Source organism: Burkholderia sp. AU18528, from assembly GCF_002223215.2.
Classification (GTDB): domain Bacteria; phylum Pseudomonadota; class Gammaproteobacteria; order Burkholderiales; family Burkholderiaceae; genus Burkholderia; species Burkholderia semiarida.
Genome location: NZ_NKFC02000009.1, coordinates 581,099 through 606,084 on the forward strand (window position 1 = coordinate 581,099; position 24,986 = coordinate 606,084).

Sequence of the window (24,986 nt, forward strand, 5' to 3'; positions counted from 1 at the left end):
CGGTCGGCATGGCGCCGCTACGCGAACGCCGCTTCGGCGTGAAGGGCCGGCAACGCGATGCCGGCTTCGTCGAACAGATGGCAACTCGACGGCGGCACGAGAAACGCATGCCGTTCGCCGCGCCGCAACGCGGCCTGCCCCGGCAATTTAGCGAGTAGCGGCACACCGTCGGGCTGGTCGAGATGCACGTATGCGGCTTCGCCGAGCTGCTCGACGAGCGCGATGTCGCGCACGATCGACGGCAAGCCGGCATCGCCGGACGCGGCGAGCATCAGGTGCTCGGGACGAATCCCGAGCGTCACGCGCGCACCGCGGCCGACGTGGCGCGGCAACGCGCGATCGCGCAGCGTCAGGGTTTCGCCGGTGCCTTCCAGCGTCAGCCGGCAGCCGTGCACCTCGCCCGCCTCGACGACGGCCGGCAGGAAGTTCATCCGCGGCGAGCCGATGAAGCCCGCGACGAAGCGGTTGGCCGGCCGGTGATACAGCTCGAGCGGCGCACCGGCCTGCGCGATGCTGCCGAAGCGCGCGACGTCGTCGCCCGCATGCAGCAGCACGATCCGGTCGGCCAGCGTCATCGCCTCGATCTGGTCGTGCGTGACGTAGACCGAACTCGATTGCGTGAAGCGCGCGTGCAGCCGCGCGATTTCGACCCGCGTCTGGCCGCGCAGCGTCGCGTCGAGATTCGACAGCGGCTCGTCGAACAGAAACACGCGCGGTTCGCGCACGATCGCACGGCCGATCGCGACGCGCTGGCGCTGCCCGCCGGACAATGCCTTCGGCTTGCGATCGAGCAGCGCTTCGAGCTGCAGCACACGCGCGGCCTCGGTCACGCGGCGGCGGATCTCGTCCTTCGGCGTGCCGGCGATCCGCAACCCGAAACCGATGTTGTCGAACACGGTCATGTGCGGAAACAGCGCATAGCTCTGGAACACCATCGCGACGCCGCGCGCCGCGGGCGGCGTGTCGTTCATCCGTGCGCCGCCGATCCGCAGCTCGCCCTCGGTCACGTCCTCGAGCCCGGCGATCATCCGCAACAGCGTGGATTTTCCGCAGCCCGACGGACCGAGAAACACGCAGAATTCGTGCGACGCGATCTCGAGGTTCACGTCGCGCAGCACCGGCGCATGGTCGCCGTAGCGCTTCGAGACGTCCTTCATTGAAATGGCGGTCATCGCGCTCTCCTGTCGTCCGTCACACGCATCGGATCGGAAAATTTAAACGCTTAAATTTTGATGGCGCGATTCGCCCGCTTCGCCGTACCATGTCGTCTCCTTCCTCTGATGTATCGAGAAATTAGCGTATCGGCTACCGCCGTGCAACTTGTGGGATGCACTCCCAGAATATGAGCAGACACTCTCCCGCTTCACTTCCGCTGCATCACGCCAGCCGGCCGATCGGAGGCCGCGTATGGTGACGCTCGCGCAAGTCGCGCAGCGCGCGAACGTCACGGCGGCGACCGTCTCGAACGTGCTGCGCAATCCGCAGAAGGTGAAGCCGGCGACCGTCGAACGCGTGATGGCGGCGATCCGCGAACTCGGCTACCGGCCGAACCTGACCGCGCGCGCGCTCGCCGAGGGCCGCACGTCGACGCTCGCGCTGATGCTGTCGAACATCACGAACCCGTTCTATCCGGAATTCGTGCTGGCAGCCGAGCGCGAGGCGCGCAAGCGCGGCCATTACCTGCTCGTGTCCAATACCGACGACGATCCGGCGATCACCCGCAACTACCTCGAGCGGATCGCGGGGACGCTCGCGGCCGGTGCGATCGTGATGAACACCGATCTTGCCGAAGCCGAACTCGCCGACATCGCGCGTCACGGCGCATCGATCGTGCTGTGCATGTGGGAACACGTGCATGCGTCGCGTACGCTGCCGTGCGTGACCGTCGATTTCGCGGCGGCGGGCGCGCTGGCGGCCGCGCATCTGTCCGGGCTGCGACATCGGGCGTTCGGCGCGCTCGTCGGCAAGGGGTCGGGCGGTCCGCAGTCGGTGCGGCTGCGCGGTTTCGCCGACGAACTCGCGGCACGCGGCCACCCCGCGAATGCGCTGACGACCGTATCGGCGCACGACTCGATCGAAGGCGGCTACGAAGCGGCCGCCGCGTTGCTGCGGGAGCAGCCTGGCCTCACCGCGCTGTTCGCGACCAACGACCTGATGGCGATCGGCGCGATGCAGGCCGCCGCCGATCTCGGCCTGCGCGTGCCGGCCGATCTGTCGGTCGTCGGCATGACCGATATCCAGCTCGCCCACCAGTTCCGTCCCGCGCTGACCACGGTGCGGTTCCCGACCGCGCAGATCGCCGCGCGGGCGATCGCGCTGACGCTCGACATGATCGACGGGATCGAGCCGGCCGTGGCCGTGCATACGATCGGCGCGCCCGAGCTCGTCGTGCGCGAATCGACCGGGACGGCGCCGGACTGACGGTTCGATACGCACGCGCTTGTGCATGCGGCGTGCGGCGTATGCGTCGGGAATGAACGACGTGGCGTCGGTCGCGCGGGTTCCGTTCTCTCATTCGACGACGACGGCGGAAAGCGGCACATCGCGACCTTCGATGCGCGGCAAACCGATGCGGACGGGAAGAGATCGGGAAGTGCGGGATGGCCGCATCCGATGCCGCAGTTCCCCGAAACACAAAAGGACGCGTCACCGAGACGGCGCCGCGCGATTCGAGACGATTCGTCGTTCCGCCGGGGTCGTGGGCGACGCGCGTGACGCGTGAAGATTCGCGGCCGCCCGAGCATGCGGCGGCCGCGGTATCGACGTCGACTACTTCTTGATCACCGGGACGGTGAGCGAACTGACGAGCGACGTCACGGGCGCCAGCAGACCGCCCGACGCGCTACCCCCCCCTTGCGCGGAATTGCCGTTCAGCGAAACCGCCAGCGCGGGAACGATGCCGGCCACCGAACCGACGGCCGAACCGACCGATTGCACCGCCGCGTTGGCGATCGTCGCACCGCCGGAGATGAGCGCCCCGGCGGCGTTCGTCACCCCGCCGACCGCACCGGCTGCCGTGCCGCCGTTGAGCGCGACACTGAGTGCCGGAAGCGTTCCGGCGACCGCGCCGGCGGTGCCGGTCACGGTGTGCGCGAGCGAGCCTGCCAGGCCGGTGGTGACCGTCGCGAGCGATCCCGTCGCACCGGTTGCGCCGGAGAGGACGCCGGTTCCCGAGCCGACGACGTTGCCGGCGCCGCCGGTGGCGGATCCGATCAGCGACGTGACGGTCGAGGCGATCGGTGTGATGGCCGCCGTGCCGCTGCCGGCGATGCCGGTTATCGCGCCGGACGTTGCGCCGATTGCACCGGTGGCTGCGCCGATCGGCAGCGAGCCGCCGAGATTGCCGACAATGCTCGTGATCGGCGTGATCAGCGCGCCGCCGTTGCCTGCGACACCGGTGACGGCGTTGACGACGCCAGTGCCGGCATTGGCGACCGTGCCCACGATGCTGCCGAGACCGCTGGTCGCGCCGCCGGCACCGCCCACTGCGCCGGCCAACGTTCCGACTGCACCGGTTGCCGTGTTGCCGACCGTGCCAACGACGCCGCCGAGACCACCGAGGCCACCGGTCGCGCCGCCGCCGACACCGCCCACTGCGCCGGCCAACGTTCCGACTGCACCGGTTGCCGTGTTGCCGACCGTGCCAACGACGCCGCCGAGACCACCGAGGCCACCGGTCGCGCCGCCGGCACCGCCCAGGGCACCAGTCAGCGTTCCGACTGCACCCGTTGCCGTGTTCGCTACCGTGCCAACAACGCCACCGAGACCACCGGTCGGATTGCCAACACCACCCAAGGCGCCCGTCACCGTACCGACTGCGCCGCTTGCCGCATTGCCCACCGTTCCGACAACGCCGCCGAGACCGCTGGCCCCGCCACCGCCGACACCACCCAGTGCGCCAGTCAGCGTTCCGACTGCACCTGTTGCCGTGTTCGCTACCGTTCCGATGACGCCGCCAAGCCCGTCCGTCGGATTGCCAACGCCGCCCAAGGCGCCTGTCACCGTACCGATTGCGCCGCTTGCCGCGTTGCCCACCGTGCCGACAATGCCGCCGAAACCGCCGGTCCCGCCGCCACCGACACCACCCAGTGCGCCAGTCAGCGTTCCGACTGCGCCTGTTGCCGTGTTCGCTACCGTTCCGACGACGCCGCCAAGACCACCCGTCGGGTTGCCACCACCGATGCCACCCAGTGCGCCGGTTACCGTACCAACGACGCCACCAAGCCCACCGGTCGGATTACCGACACCACCCAAGGCGCCCGTCACCGTACCGATTGCGCCGCTTGCCGCGTTGCCCACCGTGCCGACAATGCCGCCGAGACCGCCGGTCCCGCCGCCACCGATACCACCGAGCGCACCGGTTACCGTACCAAGGACGCCACCAAGCCCACCGGTCGGATTACCGACACCACCCAAGGCGCCCGTCACCGTACCCACTGCGCCGCTTGCCGCATTGCCCACCGTCCCGACAACGCCGCCGAGGCCACCGGTCGCGCCGCCGCCGACACCACCCAGTGCGCCAGTCAGCGTTCCGACTGCGCCTGTTGCCGTGCTCGCTACCGTTCCGATGACGCCGCCAAGCCCGCCCGTCGGGTTGCCACCACCGATGCCACCCAGTGCGCCGGTTACCGTACCAACGACGCCACCAAGCCCACCGGTCGGATTACCGACACCACCCAAGGCGCCCGTCACCGTACCCACTGCGCCGCTTGCCGCATTGCCCACCGTCCCGACAATGCCGCCGAGACCGCCGGTCCCGCCACCGTCGACACCACCCAGTGCGCCGGTTACCGTACCAACGACGCCACCAAGCCCAGTGGTCGGATTACCAACACCACCCAAGGCGCCCGTCACCGCACCCACTGCGCCGCTTGCCGCGTTGCCCACCGTCCCGACAATGCCGCCGAGACCGCCGGTCCCGCCACCGTCGACACCGCCCAACGCCCCCGTCACCGTACCGGCCACCCCGGCGACCGGCTCGAGCAATCCGCTACCGATATCGATGGTCGCGCTTCCCGTCCCGGTCCCCGCCAGCCCGATCGAGATACCGCCTGCATTCGGGTTGCCGACCGTCACCACTCCGTTCCCCCATCCCGTCACGGTACCGACGAGTTCCCCGGGCGCGGGCAATCCGCCTCCGACGATGAGGCCGTCGGATTTGCTGACACTTCCCAGCGGAGAAGCCAGCACCCCCGCCTGAGACGCCGTGGCGGCCAGGCTGAACAAAGCCGCGACCGACAAGGCGATGCCTGTCAGTTTCACATTCGTTTTCGTTTTCATGAATAACCTCATTTCGGTTGGAAAACCGCGGAACAGCTCGAGCGATGACGCATGGACCCCGTCGCCCGAAGGCGGCGCGAATCGTTCGCGGATTGCCCGATACGGCAAGGCGTTGAAACAAGTTAAAACAGGCTGATACAACGGGATACCAGACACCACGTGACGTACTTCTTGAAAAGTGATTCGCATCACGAAACTTCTGTAATGCGAATCTGAAAACCCACCATCATCGAACCATCGACAAACGATCGGCCGCTCACGACAACTTCATCGCAAGCGGCCGCCGCCCTCCCTTTAGAACTTCCACAGCAGATTGCCGTACAGCGCGTGATCGCTGATGTTGCCGCCGAGCTGGCCGCTATACGACAGGCCGATCGACAGGTTCTTCGTCACGGCCGCATCGACACCGACCTCGAGCACGGCCGCATCGCGCGCGATCGGCACGCCGACCACGCTGAACGGTGCGCCGCCGCTCGCGAACGACAGCGTCGAACCCGGCTGCGTGTTGCCGAACGCATGCCGCCAGCCAATCGTGCCGAAGGTCGTGATCTTGCCCTTCGTCGTGACCGCGACGTCCGTCGACGCCCGCACGCCGAGCGTCGAGAAGCCGAGGCCCGTCGTGTCGGAATCGCCCTGCAGCGCCGCCGCGCCGCCGTTCTCCTTGAAGCCGCCGGTGTGCAGGCTCGCATACGCGAGCCCGACGAACGGTTCGAGCGCGACGTTGCGAATCGCCGTCGAGTAGCCGATCTCGGTGAACACCTGCGTCGCGCTCGCGTCGTAGCTCGCGGTATCGTGATCGGCGAAGCTGCCGAACGACGGATTGCGCGCGCTATGCACGCGGTACCACGACTGCGACACGCCGCCGCGCACGTTCCACGCGTCGTATCGGCCGCTGGCGTACAGCGCGATCGTCCCGCCGTTGACCTTCGCCGACTCGTTCTGGTCGGTATTGAGCTGGCTGCGCGACGCGCCGCCCGCGATACCGACGCGCCAGTGGCTGCTGACTTCCGCATCCGTACCGACGATGAAGCCGTACAGGTTGCGATCGATCGAAGCGACGCCGTCGCCGTCGAACCGGCTATGCGAGCCGTACAGTCGGCCCCACACCGCGGGCTTGTACGACTTGGCCGGCGTGCAGCCGTTCTCCGCGGCCATGCGCCGGTCGAGCGCCGCCGCGTGATCGTCCGCCGACACCGGCGCCTCGCATCCGCAGAGCGCCCCGCCCGGCTGCGAACCGAGCCGTGCACGATCGAGCACCGCGTCGCGCACGTAGCGGCTATCCGACAGCAGCACGCTTCGCGTACTCGGATACAGATCGCCGGCCAGTTGCGTGAACGCGCGGTTCGCGGTCGGCGCATCCGACGTCAGCACCGTATCGAACAGCGGGTTGCCGGCGCCGAGCGTGCCGACCGCGCCCGCCACCGCTTGCCCGTCGGGCGTCGTCGCGACCGACGAGAACGGCGTGCCGTTCGGCGCCAGCGACATCAGCACCTGCGCCGGGTTGTACGTGAGCGTCGGCGTGAGGAACGCATACGTCGAGTTCACCGCGCTGAACTGCCCTTGCACGCCCGCGCCGGCATTCACGATGGTGTAGAGCTTGCCCGGCTGGTATTGCCCGGTCGCCGCGACGACCTGTACCGACCCACCGTTGAGCGCGGCGGAGCCGGTCACGTCGAGGCCGCCGCTCTGTTGCGGCGTGGCGCCGACCTGCAGCGTCGAGCCGGGCTGGAAGGTCGCGTTGCCCGCGACCTTCAGCGGCTGCCCGAGCTGGAGGACCGATGCGGTGCCGCCGCCCGATACGACCAGGCCGCCGATCGTGCCCGTCCCGGTGACGGTCGCGCCGTTGCCGACCGTCACCGGCGAGTTGGCCAGCGAACCGGTGACGGCGAGCGTGCCGCCCGTCACGGCGGTCGGCCCCGACAGCGTGTTCGTGCCGCTCAGCACCTGCGCGCCCGTGCCGGCCAGCGTCAGCGGGCCGGTACCCGACAGCGTGCCGGCGAACGTGCTGGTGCCGGCGGTGTTGACCGTCAGCGGTGTGCTGCCGAGATTCACGTTCGAGCCGGTCGTACCCGACAACGTGCCGATCGCCTGCGGCGCCGCCGCAGCCGCCAGGTTCAGCGTCGCACCGCTGCCCGCGAGAATCACCGGGCTCGTCGGCGCGAGACTGCCTGCGCCGGCGAGCGCGAGCGCGCTGCCGCTGCCGATCGTCGTGCCGCCGGTGTACGTGTTCGCGCCGGTCAGCGTCTGCGTGCCGCCGCCCTGCACCGCGAAGCCGCCGGTGCCCGCGATCGTGCCGCCGAAGGTGCCACCCGTCGGACCCGCCACGGTCAGCGTATTGCCACCGAGATTCACGGTCGAACCTGCCGCGCCCGACAGCGCGCTCGTCGTCTGCGGCGTCGTGGCCGCGCCGACGTCGAGCGTCGCGCCGTTGCCGGCCAGCGTCAGCGCGCTGCCGGCCGACAGGCTGCCGCTGCCGCCGACCGCGAGCGTGCTGCCGTTGCCGATCGTCGTGCCGCCCGTGTACGCGTTCGCGCCGCTGAGGGTCGTCGTCGACGGGCCGCTCACCGCCAGGTTGCCGCCGCCCGAAATCGGCCCGCTCAGGCCGAGGTTGTTCGCGCCGCCCACCGTCAGCGTCGAACCCGTGCCGAGATTCACGGCATTGGCGAGCGTCGTGCCGGGCACGCTGGTCCCGAGCGTGCCGCCGTTGCCGCCCACAGTCAGCGTGCCGCTGCCGAGTGCGGTCGACGTTCCGGCCACCAGCGTGCCGCCGCCCGTGACGCTGGTGCCGCCGGTGTAGGTGTTGGCGCCGGAAAGCGTCGTCGTCGCGGGGCCGCCGAGCGCGAGCGTGCCGCTGCCGGAGATCGGGCCGCTCAGGCCGAGGCTATGGGTGCCGCCCACCGTCAGCGTCGACCCCGTCCCGAGGTTCACCGCATTGGTCAGCGTCGTGCCCGGCGTGCCGGCGGCCAGCGTGCCGCCCGCGCCGCCGGTGTTCAGCGCGCCCGTGCCGAGCGCCGTGTTGCTGCCCGCGATCAGCGTGCCGCCACCCGTCAGGTTCGTGCCGCCCGTGTAGGTGTTGGCGCCCGTGAGCGTTTCGCTGCCCGTACCCGACAACGTGAGGCTGCCGCCCGCGCCGGCGATCGTGCCGCCGAACGTGCCGCTGCCCGCCCCGCCGAGCGTCAGGTTGTTGCCGCCGAGGTTCACCGTCGAACCCGCGACGCCCGACAGCGCGGTCGTCGTTTGCGGCGTGGTCGCACCGCTGACGTCGAACGTTGCGCCCGCACCGGTCAGCGTCAGCGGGCTGCTGCCGGACAGACTGCCGCCCGCGCCGATCGCGAGCGTGCCGCTGTTGATTGTCGTCGCCCCGGTGTACGTGTTGGTGCCCGTCAGCGTTTGCGTGCCGCTGCCCGACAGCGTCAAACCGCCCGTGCCGGCCACGGTGCCGCCATACGTGCCGTTACCGGAACCGGCCAGCGTCAGCGTGTTGCTGCCCAGATTCACGGTCGAACCCGACACACCCGACAGCGCACCCGTCGTCTGCGGCGTCGTCGCGGCACTCAGGTCCAGCGTGGCCCCCGTGCCCGCGAGATCGAGCGCGCTGCCCGCCGACAGGCTGCCGCCCGCGCCGACGGCCAGCGTGCTGCCGTTGCCGATCGTCGTGTTGCCGGTGTACGTGCCGGCGCCGGTGAGCGTCGTCGTCGACGGGCCGTTCACCGCGAGATTGCCGCTGCCCGAGATCGCGCCGCCAAGGCCGAGGTTGTTCGCGCCGCCGACCGTCAGCGTCGAACCCGCGCCGAGATCGATCGCGTTGGTCAGCGTCGTGCCGGCCACGCTCGTGCCCAGCGAGCCGCCCGCGCCACTCGTCGTCACCGCACCGGTGCCGAGCGCCGAGCCGTTGCCGGCCAGCAGCGTGCCGCCGCCGGTCAGACTCGTGCCGCCCGTGTACGTGTTCGTGCCGGTCAGCGTTTCGGTGCCCGTGCCCGCCAGCGTGAGGCTGCCCGCGCCCGCGATCGTGCCGCCGTACGTGCCGCTGCCGGAACCGCCGAGCGTCAGCGCATTGCCGCCGAGGTTCACGGTCGAACCCGACACGCCCGACAACGCACCCGTCGCCTGCGGCGTCGTGGCCGCGCTCAGATCGAGCGTCGCGCCCGCACCGGCCAGATCGACCGCGCTGCCGCCCGACAGGCTGCCGCCCGCGCCGACCGCCAGCGTGCTGCCGTTGCCGATCGTCGTGTTGCCGGTGTACGCGTTGGCGCCAGTAAGCGTCGTCGTCGACGGACCATTCACCGCGAGGTTGCCGCTGCCGGAAATCGCGCCGCCCAGGCCCAGGTCGTTCGCACCGCCAATAGTCAGCGTCGACCCCGCGCCAAGGTTCACCGCGTTGGTCAGCGTCGTGCCGGCCACGCTGGTGCCGAGCGTGCCGCCCGCGCCGCTCGTGTTCAGCGTACCCGTGCCGAGCGCCGAGCCGTTGCCCGCGATCAACGTGCCGCCACCGGTCAGGCTCGTGCCACCCGTGTACGTGTTGGCGCCATTCAACGTTTCGGTGCCCGTGCCAGCCAGCGTCAGGCTGCCGCCTGCACCGGCGATCGTGCCGTCATACGTGCCGCTGCCCGTGCCGCCGAGCGTCAGGCTGTTGCCGCCGAGATTCACCGTCGAGCCGGCCACGCCCGACAGCGTGCCCGTCGTCTGCGGCGTCGTCGCGCCGCTCAGGTCGAAGGTTGCGCCCGCACCCGTCAGGCTCACGGGTGTCGTTCCCGACAGGCTGCCGCCCGCGCCGATCGCCAGCGTGCCGCTGTTGATCGTGGTGGCGCCCGTGTACGTATTGCTGCCCGTCAACGTCTCCGTGCCGGTGCCCGACATCGTCACGCCGCCCGTGCCGGCGATGTTGCCCGCGTACGTGCCGCTGGCCGACCCGCCGAGCGTCAGGTTGTTGTTGCCCAGGTTCACGGTCGAACCCGCCACGCCCGAGATCGCGCCCGTCGATTGCGGCGACGCGGCGCCGCTCAGGTCGAGCGTCGCGCCGGCCGTCGTCAGGCTGACCGGGCTGCTCGACGACAGGCTGCCGTTGCCGCCGATCGCGAGCGTGCCGCTGTTGATCGTCGTCGCGCCGGTGTACGTGTTGGTGCCGGTCAGCGTTTCGGTGCCGGTGCCCGACAACGTCAGCCCGCCCGTGCCGCCGATCACGCCCGCATAGGTGCCGCTGCCTGCGCCGCCGAGCGTCAGCGTGTTACCGCCCAGGTTGACGTTCGTGCCCGTGCCGCCCGACAACGCGCCGGTCGTCTGCGCCGAAGTGGCGGCGCTCAGGTCGAGCGTGGCGCCGGTGCCGGCGAGGTCGATCGCACTGCCAGCCGACAGGCTGCCGCCCGCGCCGACCGCGAGTGTGCTGCCGCCGCCGATCGTCGTGCTGCCGGTGTAGGTGTTCGCGCCCGACAGCGTCGTCGTCGACGGACCATTCACCGCGAGGTTGCCGCTGCCGCCGATCGCGCCGCCGAGGCCGAGATCGTTCGCGCCGCCGACCGTCAGCGTCGAGCCGCTGCCGAGATTCACCGCGTTGGCAAGCGTCGTCCCGGGCGTGCTCGCGGCCAGCGTACCGCCTGCGCCGCTCGTGTTGAGCGCCCCCGTGCCGAGCGCGGAACCGCTGCCCGCGATCAGCGTGCCGCCGCCGGCGAGAGTCGTGCCGCCCGTGTACGTGTTGTTGCCGGTCAGCGTTTCGGTGCCGCTGCCCGACAGCGTGAGGCTGCCGCCCGCGCCGGCGATCGTGCCGCCGTACGTGCCGTTGCCCGTGCCGCCGAGCGTCAGGTTGTTGCCGCCAAGGTTCACCGTCGAGCCGGCCACGCCCGACAGCGAGCCCGTCGTCTGCGGCATGGTCGCGCCGCTCACGTCGAACGTCGCGCCCGCACCGGCCAGGTTCACCGGGCTGCTGCCCGACAGGCTGCCGCCCGCGCCGATCGCGAGCGTGCCGCTGTTGATCGTCGTCGCGCCCGTGTACGTGTTGTTGCCGGTCAGCGTTTCGGTGCCCGTGCCCGACAGCGTCAACCCGCCCGTGCCGCCGACCGTTCCGCCGAACGTACCGTTGCCCGAACCGCCGAGCGTCAGCGTATTGCCGCCGAGATTCACCGCCGAACCCGCTGCGCCGGACAGCGTACCGGTCGTCTGCGGCGACGTGGCCGCGCTCACGTCCAGCGTCGAGCCCGCGCCGGCGAGATCGATCGCGCTGCCCGACGACAGATTGCCGCCCGCGCCGACCGCGAGCGTGCTGCCGCCGCCGATCGTCGTGTTGCCGGTGTACGTGCCGGCGCCGGTGAGCGTCGTCGTCGACGGACCAGTCACGGCGAGATTGCCGCTGCCGCCGATCGCACCGCCGAGCCCGAGGTCGTTCGCCCCGCCGACCGTCAGCGTCGAGCCCGAACCGAGATTGATCGCATTGGTCAGCGTCGTGCCTGCGACGCTCGTGCCGAGCGTGCCGCCCGCGCCGCTCGTGTTCAGCGCGCCCGTTCCGAGCGCCGAACCGCCGCCCGCGATCAGCGTGCCGCCGCCGGTCAGGTTCGTGCCGCCCGTGTACGTGTTGTTGCCGGTCAGCGTTTCGGTGCCGCTGCCCGACAGCGTGAGGCTGCCGCCCGCGCCGGCGATCGTGCCGCCGTACGTGCCGTTGCCCGTGCCGCCGAGCGTCAGGTTGTTGCCGCCGAGGTTCACGGTCGAACCCGCCACGCCCGACAGCGTGCCCGTCGTCTGCGGCGTGGTCGCACCGCTGACGTCGAAGGTCGCACCCGCACCGGCCAGGTTCACCGGGCTGCTCGCCGACAGGCTGCCGCCCGCGCCGATCGCCAGCGTGCCGCTGTTGATCGTCGTCGCGCCGGTGTACGTGTTGGTGCCGGTCAGCGTTTCGGTGCCGGCGCCCGACATCGTCAGCCCGCCGGTGCCGCCGATCGTGCCCGCATAGGTGCCGTTGCCGGTGCCGGCCAGCGTCAGCGTGTTGCCGCCGAGGTTCACGTTCGTGCCCGTTACGCCGGACAGCATGCCGCTCGTTTGCGGCGTGGTCGCCGCGCTGATGTCGAGCGTCGCGCCCGTGCCGGCGAGATCGAGCGCGCTGCCCGACGACAGGCTGCCGCCCGCACCGACCGCCAGCGTGCTGCCGCCGCCGATCGTCGTGTTGCCGGTATAGGTGTTCACGCCCGTGAGCGTGGTCGTCGACGGGCCGCTGACCGACAGGCCGCCGCTGCCCGAGATCCCGCCGCCCAGCCCGAGATCGTTCGCACCGCCAACGGTCAGCGTCGATCCCGCGCCGAGATTCACAGCATTGCCGAGCGTCGTGCCTGCCGTGTTCGTGCCGAGCGAGCCGCCCGCGCCGGTGACGTTCAGCGCGCCCGTGCCGAGCGCGTTGCCGTTGCCGGCGATGAGCCCGCCGCCGCTCAACGTGGTGCCGCCGTCATAGGTGTTCGTGCCGGTGAGCGTCGTGGTGCCCGCGCCGGTCTGCGCGAGGCCGCCGCTGCCGGAAATCGCGCCGCTCAGCCCGAGATCGTTCGCGCCGTTCAGCCCGAGCGTCGCGCCCGCGCCGAGCGTGACCGCGTTGCCGAGCGTCGTGCCGCTCACGCTCGCGTTCAGCGTGCCGTTGCCGGTCACGTTCAATGCGCCGGAACCGAGCGCCGTATTGCTGCCGACGCTCAGCCCGCCGCTGCTCAACGTCGTCCCGCCGCCATAGGTGTTCGCGCCGCCGAGCGTGGTCGTGCCCGAGCCGGACTGCACCACGCCGCCGGCGCCGGAAATCATGCCGCTCAAGCCGAAGTCGAACGCGCCGCCGAGATTCAGCGCAGAGCCGGCGCCCAGATCGACGGCGTTCGCCAGCAGCAGGTTCGCCGTGCTCGCGTTGAGTGTGCCGCCGCTGCCGGTGACGCTGAGTGCGCCCGTGCCGAGCGCCAGGTTGTCGCCGACCGACAGGCCGCCGGCGCTCAGCGTCGTGCCGCCCGTGTAGGTGTTCGCGCCGGTGAGCGCGGTCGTTCCGCTGCCGGTTTGCGCGAGGCTGCCGCCGCCTGCGATGATGCCGCCGAGGCCCAGATCGTTCGTGCCGCCGAGCGTCAGCGCCGAGCCCGTGCCGAGAGTCACTGCGTTGTTCAGCGTCATGCCGGCAACGCTCGCGGCCAGCGTGCCGCCCGCGCCGGCGACGTTCAACGCGCCGGTACCGAGCGCCGCTCCGCTGCCGGCGACCAGCGTGCCGCCGCCGGTCAGGTTCGTGCCGCCCGTATACGTGTTGGCCCCGGTCAGCGTTTCGGTGCCCGTGCCCGCCAGCGTCAGGCTGCCGCCCGCGCCCGCGAGCGTGCCGCCGAACGTGCCGCTGCCGGCGCCGCCGAGCGTCAGGCCGTTGCCGCCGAGATTCACCGTCGAACCGGCCACGCCCGACAGCGCGCCGATCGTCTGCGGCAGCGCTGCACCGCTCAGGTCGAACGTTGCACCGGCTCCGCCCAGATTCACTGCGCCGCCCGCCGCGAGGCTGCCGCCCGCGCCGATCGCCAGCGTGCCGCCGTTGATCGTCGTGCCGCCCGTGTAAGTGTTCGCGCCGGTCAGCGTCTCCGTGCCGGTGCCGGACAGCGTCAGCCCGCCCGCACCGCCGATCGTGCCGCCGAACGTGCCGTTACCGGCGCCGCCGAGCGTCAGCGTATTGCCGCCGAGATTCACCGCCGCGCCGGCCGTGCCGACCAGCCCGCCCGTCGTCTGCGGCGACGTGGCCGCGCTCAGGTCGAGCGTCGCCCCCGCGCCGGCCAGATCGAACAGGCTGGCGCCCGACAGGCTGCCGCCCGCACCGACCGCCAGCGTGCTGCCGTTGCCGATCGTCGTGTTGCCGGTGTACGTGCCGGCGCCGGTCAGCGTCGTGATCGACGGGCCGTTCACCGACAGATTGCCGCCGCCCGAGATCGCGCCGCCGAGGCCCAGATTGTTCGCACCGCCAACCGTCAGCGTCGCGCCCGCGCCCAGATTCACCGCATTGCCGAGCACGGTGCCGCCCGCGCTCGTGCCGAGCGTGCCGCCCGCGCCCGTCACGTTCAGCGCGCCGGTGCCGAGTGCGCTGCCGTTGCCCGCGATGAGCCCGCCGCCGCTCAGGGTCGTGCCGCCCGTGAAGGTGTTCGCACCAAGCAGCGTCGTCGTGCCGGTGCCGGTTTGCGCAAGACTGCCGGCGCCCGACAGCACGCCGCCGAGGCTCAGGTCGGCCGCGCCGTTCAGCCCCAGCGCCGCGCCAGCGCCGAGGTTCACCGCATTGCCCAGCACGGTGCCGGCGACGTTCGTCGCGAGCGTCCCGCCCGCGCCGCTCACGTTCAGCGCACCGGTGCCGAGCGCGCTGCCGTTGCCGGCGATCAGCCCGCCGGCGCTCAACGTCGTGCCGCCCGTGTACGTGTTCGTGCCGCCGAGCGTCGTCGTGCCGGAGCCGGTTTGCGCAAGGCTGCCGTTGCCGGCGATCGTGCCGCTCAGGCCGAGATCGTTCGCACCGTTCAGCCCCAGTGTGACGCCGGTACCGAGATTGATCGCGTTGCCGATCGTCACGCCCGGCACGCTCGCGCCGAGCGAAGCCGAACCGTCGACGTCGAGTGCGCCGAGGCCGAGCGCCGCGCCGCTGCCGACGAGCAGGCTGCCGCCCGTCAGCGCCGTGCCGCCCGCATACGTGTTGTTGCCGGTGAGCGCCTGCGAGCCGGTGCCGGAAAGCGTCAGCCCGCCCGCCCCGCCGATGTTGCCGGCGAAGACGCCGCTGCCGCTGCCGGCCAGCGTCAGGTTGTTCGCGCCGAGATCGATCGCCGAACCCGCGACGCCCGACAGCGTGCCGATCGACTGCGGCGTGGTCGCGCCGGCGATGCTGAACTGCGCGCTCGCGCCCGTCAGGTTCACGGGGCTCGACGCGGCGAGACTGCCGCCCGCGCCGATCGCCAGCGTGCCGCCGCCGATCGTGGTGCCGCCAGTGAACGTCTCGGCCGCGGTGAGCGTCGTCGTGCCCGGGCCGTTCACGGACAGGCCGCCGGTACCGGAAATGATCCCGCTCAGCCCGAGATCGTTCGCACCGCCAACCGTCAGCGCCGCACCCGCGCCGAGCTGGATCGCGTTGCCGAGCACCGTGCCGCCGACGGTCGTACCGAGCGAGCCGCCCGCGCCCGTCACGTTCAGCGCGCCCGTGCCGAGTGCGCTGCCGTTGCCGGCAAGGATGCCGCCGCCGCTCAGCGTCGTGCCGCCCGTGAACGTGTTCGCGCCGAGCAGCGTCGTGATGCCCGAGCCGATGTGTGCGAGACCGCCGTTACCGGCGATCGTGCCGCTCAGGCCGAGATCGTTCGCGCCGGTCAACGCGAGCGTCGCGCCCGTGCCGAGGTTGACCGCGTTGCCCAATGTGGTGCCGCTCACGCTCGCGCCCAACGCGCCGCCCGTGCCCGTGACGTTCAGCGCGCCGGCGCCCAGCGCCGTATTGCTGCCGGCGAGCAGCGTGCCGGCGCTCAGGGTCGTGCCACCGCCGAAGGTGTTCGCGCCCGACAGCGTCGTCGTGCCCGTGCCGCTCAGCACGAGGCCGCCGGTGCCGCCGATCGCGCCGCTCAGGCCGAGGTCGTTCGCACCGTTCAGCGTCAACGATGCGCCGTTCAGGTTGATGCCGTTCGCAAGCGCCGCGCCGGCGGCCAGATCCGCGCTCAGCGAACCGCCGAGGCCGCTCACGTTCAACGCGCCGCCTACGCCGAGCGCCGTGCCGCCGCCGACGATCAGGCTGCCGCCGCCCGTCAGGCTCGCGCCGCCCGTGAACGTGTTCGCGCCGGACAGCGTCGTCGCGCCGGTACCGCCGAGCGCCAGGCCGCCCGCGCCCGAGATCGCGCCGCTCAGGCCGAGATCGGCTGCGCCGTTCAGGCCGAGCGTCGCGCCCGCGCCGAGGTTGACTGCATTGCCGAGCACGGTGCCGCCGACGTTCGTCGCGAGCGTGCCGCCCGTGCCGACCACGTTCAGTGCGCCCGTGCCCAATGCCGCGCCGTTGCCGGCGATCAATCCGCCGCCGCTCAGCGCCGTGCCGCCGGAAAACGTGTTCGCGCCGAGCAGCGTCGTGGTACCGGCGCCGGTTTGCGCCAGGCTGCCGTTCCCGCCGATCGCGCCGCCCAGGCTCAGATCGGCTGCGCCGTTCAGCCCGAGCGTCGCGCCCGCGCCGAGGTTGACTGCATTGCCGAGCAGCGTGCCGCCGACGCTCGTCGCGAGCGTGCCGCCCGCGCCGGACACGTTCAATGCCCCCGTGCCGAGCGCCGCGCCATTGCCGGCGATCAACCCGCCGCCGCTCAGCGCCGTGCCGCCCGTAAACGTGTTCACGCCGAGCAGCGTCGTCACGCCCGTGCCGCTTTGCGCGAGGCCGCCGTTCCCGCCGATCGCACCGCCGAGGCTCAGATCGGCCGCGCCGTTCAGGCCAAGCGTGGCGCCTGCATCGAGATTGACTGCATTGCCGAGCAGCGTGCCGCCGACATTCGTCGCCAGCGCGCCGCCCGCCCCCGTCACATGCAGCGCGCCGCTGCCGAGCGCCGCGCCATTGCCGGCGATCAGTCCGCCACCGCTCAGCGCCGTGCCGCCCGAAAACGTGTTCACGCCGAGCAGCGTCGTCGTCCCCGTGCCGCTTTGCGCGAGACTGCCGTTGCCGGCGATCGTGCCGCCGAGGCCGAGGTTGGCCGAACCGGTCAGGCCCAGCGTCACGCCGGTATCGATATTCACCGCATTGCCGATCAACGTGCCGCCGACGGTGGTGCCGAGCGTGCCGCCCGCGCCGCTCACGTTCAGCGCGCCCGTGCCGAGCGCCGTGCCGGTGCCGACGACGAGCCCGCCGCCGCCCGTCAGATTCGTTCCTCCCGTGAACGAATTGGCGCCGTTCAGCGCGAGCGTGCCGGTGCCGCTCGCGTTCAGCGCGCCGCCGCCGGCGATCGTACCCGACAGCGCGAGCCCGGTCGCGCCGTCCACCGTCAAGCCCGCGCCGAGCGTCACGTCGTTGAGGAGGTTGAGGCCGGCCGCGCCGGCCTCCAACGTGCCGCCGCCGGCGACGATCGTCCCCACGCCCAGCCCCGCGCTGTTGTTGATGATCGCGGTGCCGCCGGCCAGCGACGCGTCGGCCGCACTCGACGCGCCGGTGATGTTCCACGTGCCGCCCTGAACCGCGAGATGCGTGAAATTGCCGTACGTATCGACCGCGATGGCGCCGCTCGCGGGGCTCCCGGTCGCGGTGTTCAGTTGCAGGTTCAGCGTATTGTTGCCGCCCAGCCCGGCATCGACGCCCAGCCCGACCGACGATCCGGTCAGCGCATTGAACGTGTTCGACGTGCCGGCGGACGCGCCGAGCGACACGTTGCCCGTCACGGTGCCGGCGTTGGTGAACGTGTTGCCGGCGCCCGCCGTCCCGCTGGGCGCGAGCACCACCGAACCGTTGATCGTGCCGCCGCTCGCGTTGGTGAAGTTGGCCTGCGCTCCGCCCGACGTGGTGACGACCTGCGCGGTGGGCCCCGCGCTGAAGCCCAGCAGGCCGGTCGTGCCGATCGTGCCGGCATTCGTGATGTTCGTCGTACCGCCGATGCCGTTGTACACCGTCAACGCCGGGCCGTTGAGCAGCGAGCTCGTCGAGCCCATCATCACGCCCGAGCTGGCGTTCGTGACGTTGACCGTGCTCGCCGACGCGATATTGCCGACCACCGTGCCGTTCGACACGAGGCTCAAGCCGGACAATGCGGGGTCGATTCTGCCGTTGTTGGTCAGCGTGACGCCGCTGCCCGTCAGCGACAGCGCGGTGCCGCCGATCAACGGCACCACGGAGACGGTCGCGCCGGGCTCGACGGTCAGGTTGAGATTGTTCGCGCCGTTCGAATAGGACGTGCTGGCTCCGCTGCAACTGACGGTCGTGGTTCCGGTGCAGGCCGCCAGCGCGTCGACGGGGACGATCCCGGCGCCGACCAGCGCGACCAGCACGCCGGTCGGAACGAGGAGTTTCGGACGTGCTTCCGCGCGTTTTTTGTTCGATCCCATGCGCATACGCATAATCACACCTTCCCATAAGAGAATCGACGACTGCGGGTATTCCGTCCACGCATTCGAAATGCCGGAGGCAAATACCGGAATACGCCATTCGATGTTTTTTGGAAAAACGCCGCCCCGCCATCAGTCCGATGCGGATGGCCGAATTAAAAACAGTCAGGAATTAATCAACCAGTATTATTTAATCGGCATCTTTTACTTTTGACCCCTGCTCGGTAATTTTTTCAGTTATTGGAGACTCCTGCTTCACGGAGGTAAAGCACACGCTGACTCGTCAATCCACACGCATGGCATCTGTACCTGTACAGATCAAACGACGAACGCGCTGTGCTCCATTTCCATCAACCCCTTCTGCCGTCGTAAACGAACACTGAATAACCGGACGCCGAATCAACCCTATTGCGAATGATTCGCGTACAGGTTTTCTGGCGCCCAATATTCGGTCCATAAGCCTCCCGGTGTGATCGCGAGACAAATATAGACACGACCCGCAAACGTTTTCCACGCGGTAAACATATTTTTGTCAAAACTCAACAATCTTTCTCGAATATTCATCGATTCGTATGATGGATGTTAATTTCATGCTTTAACCGAAGCAGGGAAATTATTAAGAAAGGAAAAAACCAGTTTCAGGGACGCTGATTTATTCGCCAATCTGCTTTAATGAATTCACATCCGCCGCGCAGCGGTTTGGTTTCTCGAACGATAACGAGGTGTCCAAGGGAGAACTTCACGATGGTGACGTTGAACATCAACGACCGGCCGGCCGAGATCGATGCCGATCCGTCGACACCGGTGCTCTGGGTGCTGCGCGACAATCTCGGGCTGACCGGCACCAAGTTCGGATGCGGCACCGGCGACTGCGGCGCCTGCACCGTTCACGTCGACGGCCGCCCCGCTCGAAGCTGCACGCTGGCGCTGTCGGCGGTGGGCAGCGCGCGCATCACGACATCCGAACATCTCGCCGACGATGCGGTCGGCAAGGCGGTCCTCGACGCGTGGATCCGGCACGACGTCGCGCAATGCGGCTACTGCCAGAGCGGCCAGATGATGAGTGCGGCCGGCCTGCTGCGGAGCAACAAGGCGCCGACCGATGCCGACATCGACCGCGCGATGGCCGGCAACCTGTGCCGTTGCGCGACCTACCAGCGCATCCGCGCCGCGATTCACGATGCGGCCGGCGCGCTTGCCTGAGCCTGCCGGGAGACATTGACCATGCGTACTCGCACTGCCGGGCGCCCGGCGAGCACCGACACCCCCCACTCCGACGCTTCGCCGGCCGCCGGAACAGGTTCTCCGAAACTCGGCCGGCGCGGCTTCCTGAAGCTCACGATGGCGGCAAGCGGCTGCCTGGCGCTGGGCATCGCGCCGACCCGGGCCACGGCCGAAGCGGGCAAAGCCCCGCAGTTTTCACCACCTCAAGCATTCCTGATCATCGCGCCGGACAACACCGTGACCGTTGCCGTCAACCGCACCGAGTCCGGCCAGGGCGTCAGCACCGCGCTGCCGATGGCGCTGGCCGACGAACTCGATGTCGACTGGCGCAACGTGCGCACCGTGCTCGCGCCCGCTGGCGAGCCGTACAAGGACCCTGTAACGGGCATCCAGATGACGGCCGGCTCGACGTCGGTCAATCACTCGTTCACGCAATATCGCGAACTCGGCGCATCCGCCCGCGCGATGCTCGTCGCCGCGGCCGCGCAACGCTGGAACGTCGATCCGGCCACGTGCCGGACCGCGAATGGCGTCGTCACGTCCGGCAGCTACCGCGCGACCTATGGCGAGCTCGCGCCCGCCGCGATGGCGATGCCGGTACCGCGGCGGGTGCCGTTGAAGTCGCCGGACCAGTTCCGCCTCATCGGCAAGCCGACACCGCGCATCGACGCACGCCCGATGCTCGACGGCACGCTCAAGTACGGGATGGACTGGCGCCTGCCGGACATGAAGGTGGCCCTGGTCGCGCGCCCGCCTCGCTTCGGCGGGCAGGTCGCGAGCTACGACGCGGCGGCGGCCCGGGCCGTCAAGGGCGTGGTCGAGGTCGTCGAGATCCCGACCGATCGCGGCGGCACCGGCGTGGCCGTCATCGCGAACGGCTACTGGCCGGCCAAGCTCGGCCGCGATGCGCTGAAGATCACGTGGAAGGACGCCGGCTCGACCGTCACGTCCGCCGAACAGATGCAGGCGTACAAACAGCTCGCCGGCACGCCGGGAACCCTGGTGCGCACGGCCGACGCCGGCGGCGCGCCGCCGGCGGCCACGCGAATCGTGAAGGATTACGAATTTCCGTATCTCGCCCACGCGGCGATGGAGCCGCTCAGCTGCACGGTCGACGTCGGGCCGGCGAACTGCGCGTGCGGGATCAAGATCTGGGGCGGCTCGTCGCTGCAAACGGCCGATCGCGCCGCGGTCGCGAAAGCGCTCGGCGTCGCGCCGGAGAAAGTCCAGATCTTCACGATGACGTCGGGCGGCGACTACGGCCGGCGCTCGACCCCCACGTCGGACTACGTGGTCGAAGCCGCCCGCGTGTCCGCCGCGTATCTCGCGGCCGGCCATCTCGGCCCGGTCAAGACGATCTGGACGCGCGAGGACGATTTGCGCGGCGGCTACTACCGCCCGATGGTGCTGCATCGCGTCGACATCGGCGTGGACGGCAGCGGCGCCGTGCGCGACTGGCAGCACGTCGTCGTCGGCCAGTCGGTGCTGAAGGGCTCGCCGCTCGAGCGCACGACGATGCTCGAGCATGGCACCGATCCCGGCCTGACCGAAGGCGTCGCGAACAACCCGTACGGCTTCCCGATGCAGGTATCGGTCCATCAGACCGACGCCGACGTGCCGGTCCAATCATGGCGTTCGGGCGGCCATACGCATACGGCGTTCGTGATGGAAACGCTGGTCGACGAACTCGCGCACGCGGCGCGGCAGGACCCGGTCGCCTACCGGATGGCGCGGCTGGCCGGCCCCGAGCACGCGCCCCATCGCCAGGCGCTCGCGCTGGCCGTCGACAAGTCCGGCTACGGCACGCGCACGCTGCCGGCAGGGCACGCGTGGGGCGTCGCGATGCACGAAACGGCCGGTTCGGTCGTCGCATACGTCACGGACGTGTCGATCGAAGCGCAGCAGCCGCGCGTGCATCGCGTGACGGCCGGCGTGTATGCGGGCCGCATCGTCAACCCGACCGGCGCGCAAGCGCAGATTCAGGGCGGCGCGCTGTTCGGCCTCTCCACGACGAAGCCGGGCTTTGCGATCGACGTCGACCATGGCGCCGTCCGCAACGCCGGTTTCGCCGACTATCCGCCCGTGCGCATGCAGGAAGCGCCGCCGGTCGATGTCTTCTTCGTGCCGTCTGACGCTCGGCCGACCGGGTTGAGCGACGCCGGCGTGCCGCCGATCGCGCCGGCGGTGGCCAACGGTGCGTTCGTGCTGACGGGCGAGCGGCTGCATGCGTTACCGTTCGCGCCGATGCGGGTCGCATCGGCCACCCCCGCGATGCCGGCGGCCCCTGCGGCCGCCGTCGACGAGGACCCATACGGCGACCTGCCGGCCGGCGGCTGCCGGATGCCGCGCAAGGCCAAGCCGGTCGCGTCGAAGCCGAGGATCGATCAAAGCCACGCAGGCGTCGGCCAGGCGAGCACGGTGCCGAAATTCCTGCGGCCGAAACGGCGCGCGGGCATCCCGTGCATCGACGAACTGAAGAAAGGAACGGTGACCTAGGGCGTGTTCACGCTAATAACGGGCTTGCGCTGGCCCCCAGAAGGGCCGAGCGCGAGGATTGCGACGAAGCGAATACTCGACGTATTCGCGAGGAGCATGACGCAGCGATCGGCCCTTCTGGGGGCCAGCCCCACGAATGCATTTTTCAGACAGGGGAACGTGCCTTTCCGCCCACATTGCGGCGTCGTGCGTCGCTTGTTTGGCACGGCCAAACGGCGCTCCTTACTCCTTGCACTGCGGGCGGAAAGGCACGTTCGCAAGCCCGTTATTAGCGTGAACACGCCCTAGGCGGCACGGCACGCGCCTCCGGACCATCGGCCGCACCGACCCGCGCGGCGGCGGGGCATCGTTCCCGCCGTTGCGTTCAACTCCGCCCGCGCCGCATCCTGAGCGTCGCCGACGGCGATTCGCCGAACGCCCGCTTGTACTCGATCGCGAACCGCCCGAGGTGCGCGAAGCCCCATTTCAGCGCGACGTCGGTGACCGACGCGAGCCCCGACGTGTCGCCGGCCAGCAGTTCCTCGCGCACATGTTGCAGCCGCAACTGTCGCACGAAGCCCATCGGCGTGATCCCGTGGCGATGGCGAAAGCCGGCGAACAGCGTGCTCGGGCTGACGCCCGCGAGTTCGGCGAGCCGTTCGATCGTCAGCGGCTCGTCGAGATGCGCGCGAATGTATTCTTCCACGCGCCGCACGTAGAACGGCGCAAGCGCCGTCGGCACGTGTCGCGTGCCGTTGCGCGCGCTGTTCGGGTGGCCATGCAGCAGCAGGTTGAGCAGCGTCGATTCGAGCTGCTCGAACGCGAGCGGATGACGCAGCGGATGCGCGTCCGTCGCGATCGCGCCGGCGAGCACCGGCAGCAATTGCGCGAGACAGGTACCCTGCGGCGACGACAGGTCGAATTCCGGTTCGAATTCGACGCTCGCGCGCCGGTCGTCGCCGAAATGCCGCTGCGCGTGGCGCTCCATCACTTCGCGCTCGATGCGCAGGATGACCTGCGGGCACGCATCGCCCCAGCGCATCTTCAGCGGCAGCGTCGGAGAAAGCAGCGACGCGGTGCCCGGCGACGACACGAAGCGCGTCGCGCCGCATTCGATCTCGGCGTGGCCGCGCAGCGGAATCTGCAGCAGGAAGAAATGTTCGAGCGGCCCCGGCTCGATGCTGACGCCGCCGCCGTAATCGAGCAGGTTCAACGACAGGTTGCCCCAGCGCGCATGATGCATGCAGCTGTGCAGCGCGCGCGATTCGCCGGTCGGCGTGAGCCGGTGCGGCTTGAACACGTCGGCGACGCGCGCGCGCACCTCGTCGACGTCGTTCGACTCCAGCAGCAGCGTGTCGTGATTGAAACAGGCGGCGTCGGCCAGCCAGCCGGTTTCGGAAAATTGCGCCATCGAAGTTCTCCCGTCGTGCTCGATCGCACTCGCGCCGTGCACGCATTCCCGATCTCGGGGAATCCGTCGCACGATCCGGACAGCGCTCGCAGTATCCGGACAGTCCGTCCCGCGAAACACGCAAGTTCAGCCCAAGCCACGCAAGAAGCGGACCGTTCGCGCATCGTAGAAAACTGTGCGGGCTGTCCGCATCCGCACATACCCGCGGTCCGCCGAGGCCCGCCGGCCCGCCGCGGCCGCTGTCGCAGGTTTCCGGAATTCGCGGATAACGGCCGAAGAAAGCGGATAGAAGCGCGCATTTCGTCCGCCAATACTGGGCCCATCACCGAAACCCACAGCATGGAGGGACACATGAACGGACGTCACATCGAGGTTCCATCGCCGGGCGGCGGCGCGTTCCGCGCGTACCTGAGCACGCCGGCCGGCGGAACCGGGCCGGGCATCGTGCTCTGTCACGAAATTTTCGGCGCGAACGCGACGATGCGCGACGTGGCCGACTACTACGCCGAGGAAGGCTATACCGTGCTCGTGCCGGACCTGTTCTGGCGCCAGTCGCCGGGGATCGAGCTCGGTTACGCGGCGGCCGATTTCGAGCGCGCGATGGCCCTTTATCGCGAATTCGACGAAAACAAGGGCGTGGAGGACATCGGCGCCGCGCTGGACATGCTCCGCCAGCGGCCGGAATGCACGGGCGAGGCCGGCGTGCTCGGCTACTGCCTCGGCGGCAAGCTCGCCTATCTCGCCGCGTGCCGGCTGCCGGGCGTGGCCGCGGCGGTCAGTTACTACGGCGTGGGCATCGAGCATGCGCTGGACGAAGCGGCGCACCTGCGCGGGCGGCTCGTGCTGCAGATCGCCGCGCAGGACCGCTTCTGCCCGCCCGACGCGCAGCAGCGCATCGCGGATGCGCTGTCGGACCGCGACGGCGTCGAAGTGTACGTCTACCCCGGCGTCGATCACGCGTTCGCCCGCGCCGGCGGCGATCATTTCGACAAGGCCGCCGCGGTCATGGCTCACCAGCGCGCGATCGCCGCGTTCCGCGCCGCGCTCGGCCCGCACTACGACCTGTCCGCGCTGTGGGAAACGCACCTGAAGCACGAGTTCGACACGCGCAACGTCGACGCGACGATGGCCACGATGGTCGCCCAGCCGTACGTCAACCATATTCCGACGCTGACGGGCGGCGTCGGCCACGACGAGCTCAAGCGCTTCTACACGCATCACTTCGTGCATGCGAACCCGCCCGACACGACGATCACGCCGATCTCGCGCACGATCGGCGCGAGCCAGATCGTCGACGAGCTGCTGTTCCGCTTCACGCACACCACCGAGATCGACTGGATGCTGCCGGGCGTCGCGCCGACCGGCAAGCGCGTCGAGATTCCGCTCGTCGCGATCGTCAAGTTTCGCGGCGACAAGCTCTATCACGAGCACATCTACTGGGATCAGGCGAGCGTGCTCGTGCAGATCGGCCTGCTCGACCCGTCCGGCCTGCCGGTCGCGGGCGTCGACACGGCCCGCAAGCTGCTCGACGAAACCGTGCCGTCGAACGGCCTGATGCGCCGCTGGCACGACAGCGCGCCGTCGACGGAGGCGCGCTGAC

General features: G+C 70.1%; 8 protein-coding genes. 4 read left to right on the plus strand and 4 right to left on the minus strand.

Features of this window, described 5'->3' with window-relative positions; all coding sequences use genetic code 11:
* Window positions 1-17: 17 nt before the first annotated feature.
* Window positions 18-1,172, minus strand: coding sequence for an ABC transporter ATP-binding protein (locus CFB52_RS33285; RefSeq protein WP_099318538.1), 1,155 nt, complete (start codon window positions 1,170-1,172; stop codon window positions 18-20).
* 235 nt (window positions 1,173-1,407) lie between these two features.
* Here CFB52_RS33285 and CFB52_RS33290 point away from each other — a divergent pair, with 235 nt between their 5' ends.
* Complete coding sequence (locus tag CFB52_RS33290) at window positions 1,408-2,421, plus strand: LacI family DNA-binding transcriptional regulator (protein ID WP_059577678.1); 1,014 nt, start codon at window positions 1,408-1,410, stop codon at window positions 2,419-2,421.
* A 348-nt stretch (window positions 2,422-2,769) separates the two neighbouring features.
* Here CFB52_RS33290 and CFB52_RS33295 read toward each other — a convergent pair whose 3' ends face one another.
* Together CFB52_RS33295 and CFB52_RS33300 are read right to left on the minus strand one after the other, a co-directional pair.
* Entirely contained in the window at window positions 2,770-5,280 is a 2,511-nt protein-coding gene (locus tag CFB52_RS33295; RefSeq protein WP_099318611.1) for a hypothetical protein, read from the minus strand.
* A 294-nt stretch (window positions 5,281-5,574) separates the two neighbouring features.
* Window positions 5,575-18,288 (minus strand): autotransporter-associated beta strand repeat-containing protein, encoded by a 12,714-nt coding sequence (locus CFB52_RS33300; protein WP_099318539.1) that lies wholly within the window; start codon window positions 18,286-18,288, stop codon window positions 5,575-5,577.
* Between the two features lie 732 nt (window positions 18,289-19,020).
* On the opposite strand from CFB52_RS33300, the gene CFB52_RS33305 reads away from it, so the two are divergent.
* Both CFB52_RS33305 and CFB52_RS33310 read left to right on the plus strand, forming a co-directional pair.
* Window positions 19,021-19,479, plus strand: a complete 459-nt coding sequence (locus CFB52_RS33305; protein WP_059577675.1) for a (2Fe-2S)-binding protein — start codon at window positions 19,021-19,023, stop codon at window positions 19,477-19,479.
* Between the two features lie 21 nt (window positions 19,480-19,500).
* Window positions 19,501-21,996 (plus strand): xanthine dehydrogenase family protein molybdopterin-binding subunit, encoded by a 2,496-nt coding sequence (locus tag CFB52_RS33310; protein ID WP_099318540.1) that lies wholly within the window; start codon window positions 19,501-19,503, stop codon window positions 21,994-21,996.
* Window positions 21,997-22,360: 364 nt separating this feature from the next.
* On the opposite strand, the gene CFB52_RS33315 is transcribed toward CFB52_RS33310, so the two are convergent.
* Window positions 22,361-23,386 (minus strand): AraC family transcriptional regulator, encoded by a 1,026-nt coding sequence (locus CFB52_RS33315; protein WP_099318541.1) that lies wholly within the window; start codon window positions 23,384-23,386, stop codon window positions 22,361-22,363.
* 351 nt (window positions 23,387-23,737) lie between these two features.
* On the opposite strand from CFB52_RS33315, the gene CFB52_RS33320 reads away from it, so the two are divergent.
* A complete protein-coding gene (locus CFB52_RS33320) occupies window positions 23,738-24,985 on the plus strand; it encodes a dienelactone hydrolase family protein (protein ID WP_099318542.1) in 1,248 nt (415 codons plus the stop codon).
* Window position 24,986 lies beyond the last annotated feature (1 nt).

Coding starts and splice junctions, on each gene's coding strand:
- CFB52_RS33305 (WP_059577675.1), top strand. CDS start 19,021: ATGGTGACGTTGAACATCAACGACCGGCCGGCCGAGATCGATGCCGAT.
- CFB52_RS33300 (WP_099318539.1), bottom strand. CDS start 18,288: ATGCGTATGCGCATGGGATCGAACAAAAAACGCGCGGAAGCACGTCCG.
- CFB52_RS33285 (WP_099318538.1), bottom strand. CDS start 1,172: ATGACCGCCATTTCAATGAAGGACGTCTCGAAGCGCTACGGCGACCAT.
- CFB52_RS33320 (WP_099318542.1), top strand. CDS start 23,738: ATGAACGGACGTCACATCGAGGTTCCATCGCCGGGCGGCGGCGCGTTC.
- CFB52_RS33295 (WP_099318611.1), bottom strand. CDS start 5,280: ATGAAAACGAAAACGAATGTGAAACTGACAGGCATCGCCTTGTCGGTC.
- CFB52_RS33310 (WP_099318540.1), top strand. CDS start 19,501: ATGCGTACTCGCACTGCCGGGCGCCCGGCGAGCACCGACACCCCCCAC.
- CFB52_RS33315 (WP_099318541.1), bottom strand. CDS start 23,386: ATGGCGCAATTTTCCGAAACCGGCTGGCTGGCCGACGCCGCCTGTTTC.
- CFB52_RS33290 (WP_059577678.1), top strand. CDS start 1,408: ATGGTGACGCTCGCGCAAGTCGCGCAGCGCGCGAACGTCACGGCGGCG.